The sequence below is a fragment of the Burkholderiales bacterium genome, assembly GCA_013695435.1.
Classification (GTDB): domain Bacteria; phylum Pseudomonadota; class Gammaproteobacteria; order Burkholderiales; family JACMKV01; genus JACMKV01.
The window spans coordinates 1-2,576 of record JACDAM010000127.1; the positions used below are offsets into that span (position 1 = coordinate 1).

Annotated in this window: 2 protein-coding genes; both read left to right on the forward strand. The window is 64.6% G+C overall.

The annotated features are described in order from the left end of the window. Positions 1-750, forward strand: a 750-nt coding sequence (locus H0V78_06685; protein MBA2351466.1) for a class I SAM-dependent methyltransferase, incomplete at its 5' end; no start/stop codon positions are given. A gap of 8 nt (positions 751-758) precedes the next feature. Continuing rightward, positions 759-2,480: an asparagine synthase (glutamine-hydrolyzing) gene (asnB, locus tag H0V78_06690; protein MBA2351467.1), complete on the forward strand. Its 1,722-nt coding sequence runs from the start codon at positions 759-761 to the stop codon at positions 2,478-2,480. Positions 2,481-2,576: the final 96 nt, after the last annotated feature.

A 2,576-nucleotide genomic window follows, 5' to 3' on the forward strand; every position in this document is an offset into this window, starting at 1 on the left:
ATCGGCATGGCACGCCTCGGCGCTGCGGAGGTCGTGGGCATCGACATTGGCGAGAACGGCATCGCAGACGCACGCAAGCGTGCCGAAGGGATCGACAACGTGTCGTTCCAAGTCGCTTCGCTCGCCGATATCCCGTTCCCCGACGCGCATTTCGATGTGGTGTGGTGCGCCGGGGTGCTGATGCATACCGCAGACGAAATGAAAGTGCTCGGGGAGCTTTCACGCGTATTGCGGCCGGGCGGGACGGTGTACTTTCTGGTCTATGCGACCGGTGGAATGCGTTGGCCGCTGATCAAACTTCTGCGCCCGCTTTCTTCCGCCATCGGCCAGGAGCAGGTCGAAGCAGCGATGGAGGCGGCCGGCACCGCGGCGAACAAGCGGCGCACTTTCCTCGACGATCTGTTCGTGCCGAAGTTCGATTTCTTCGAATGGAATCGGCTGAAGGCGGACCTGCACGAAGCGGGATTCGTCGATCTGCAACGCTGGACCCGCAAGGCGCGACTCGATCACGAACACGACCTTCAGGCCTATTACGAAGACCTGGCTGCCCTACATGAGATCTTCGTCGCCGGATCGGTCGAGGGCGGCCACCCGCTGTTCGGGCAAGCGGCCGAGCTCACCGCAGGTTCGCTCTCGGCGATCGGATGGTTCATCGAACAGGTAGCAGCCGGGACGATGAGCGAAGACGATGCGATGGGTCGGGTGATCGGCCAGGGCCACCACCGCCTGCTCGCCCGCCGCGCGGGCTGAGCCGCAACATGTGCGGTATTTCGGGGCTCGTCGGTGCCGGCGGCATCGGCCGCGCGCGGATAGAGGCGATGGTCGACACGCTCGCGCATCGCGGACCCGACGGCCAGCTGACCTACATCGAGCCGCAGGGCCGTTGCGCCCTAGGCCACAATCGCCTCAGCATCATCGACCTGAGCGACGCGGGCCTGCAGCCCATGGCCGATGCTTCGGGCCGCCGCTGGCTCGCCTTTAATGGCGAAATTTACAATTTCGTCGAACTGCGCAAGGAATTGGCCGGGTACCCGTTCACGAGCGCCGGGGATTCCGAAGTCATCCTGGCGGCCTACGACCGTTGGGGGCCGGCGTGCGTCGAACGCTTCATCGGCATGTTCGCGTTCGCCATCTGGGACGAAGTCGAAGGCACCCTGTTCTGCGCGCGCGATCGGCTGGGAATCAAGCCGTTCCTCTATGCAGACATCGACGGAACTTTTGCTTTCGCTTCGGAAGTGAAAGCGCTGATCGCGGCCGGTTTACAACCTCTCATCGATCGCGACACGTGGGCGGTCTACCTGAACCACGGGTTGTACGATCATTCGGACGCCACGTTTTTTGACGGCGTGCGCTCGCTCGCTCCGGGACACACGCTCACTTGGCGAGACGGAAACGTGACCACTACGCGGTACTGGGATGCTGCCATCGCCGCCGGCGCGCCGGTTGAACTGAGCGACGCTGAGGCGCTCGAGCAACTCGATTGGCTGATCACCGATGCGGTACGCCTGCGGCTGCGCAGCGACGTGCCGCTGGGTGTGAACGTCTCGGGCGGGCTCGATTCGTCACTGCTGTTCGCGTTTGTCGACGCGGCCGACGGTGCCGCGGGGGAGCTTAACTGCTTTACCGCGGGTTTCAATGATCCCAAATACGACGAGGCGCAGTTCGCCGCCGGCCTGCCGCGCCGCCGGCAATGGACGCAGCACGTGGAACGGCTCGACGCAGCCACCGCCTGGTCGCTGATCGACCCGTTGATGCGGCACGAGGAAGCGCCGTTCGGCGGAATCGCCACGCTCGCGTACTACAACCTCCACCGCCGCATCCGCGAGGAGGGGATCACGGTGGTGCTCGAAGGCCAAGGCATCGACGAGATGTTCGCCGGCTACGCCTATTACCGCCAGCCCGACACCCCGGGCACTTATCAGGACGGCAGCAGCTTTCTGAAGCCCGAAACGCTGTCCGCCGATATGCGCAGGCACGATGCGCCGCCGGCGTTCGCGGCTCCGTTCGAGACGACGCTGGCGAACCGGCTGTACCGCGACGTCCGGCATGCCAAGCTGCCCCGAGTGCTACGGATGAACGATCGGCTATCGATGGCGTTCAGCCGAGAATTGCGCGTGCCGTTTCTCGATCACCGGGTAGTCGAATTGGCGTTTCGGATGGACGAGGGGAAGAAGCTGCGCGGCGGACAGGGCAAGGCGATCATGCGCCGCCTCCTCGACCGCAAGCTCGGCGGTTCGTTCGGCAGTACCGAGAAACGCGCGGTGGTCACCCCGCAGCGTGAATGGATTCGCGGGCCGTTGCGCGAACCGATCGGAGATCTCATCACCAGCTCCGCGTTCCGCACCAACGGCCTGTTCGACCCGGCCGCGGTCGACCGTGCGTTTGCCTCTTATTGCGCTGGCGAAGGGGACAACGCGTTCTTCATCTGGCAGTGGATCAACGCCGACGCATGGCTGCGCGCGTTCCGGCCGGGGAGCTGAGCTGCGGACTGTTCGCCGGCCCGCCTGACATCATGCCCACCATCGCAATCGCCTTGCCCAATGCCGTCACCATCCGCGATGTGGTGCACACCGGCA

Coding starts and splice junctions, on each gene's coding strand:
- asnB (MBA2351467.1), top strand. CDS start 759: ATGTGCGGTATTTCGGGGCTCGTCGGTGCCGGCGGCATCGGCCGCGCG.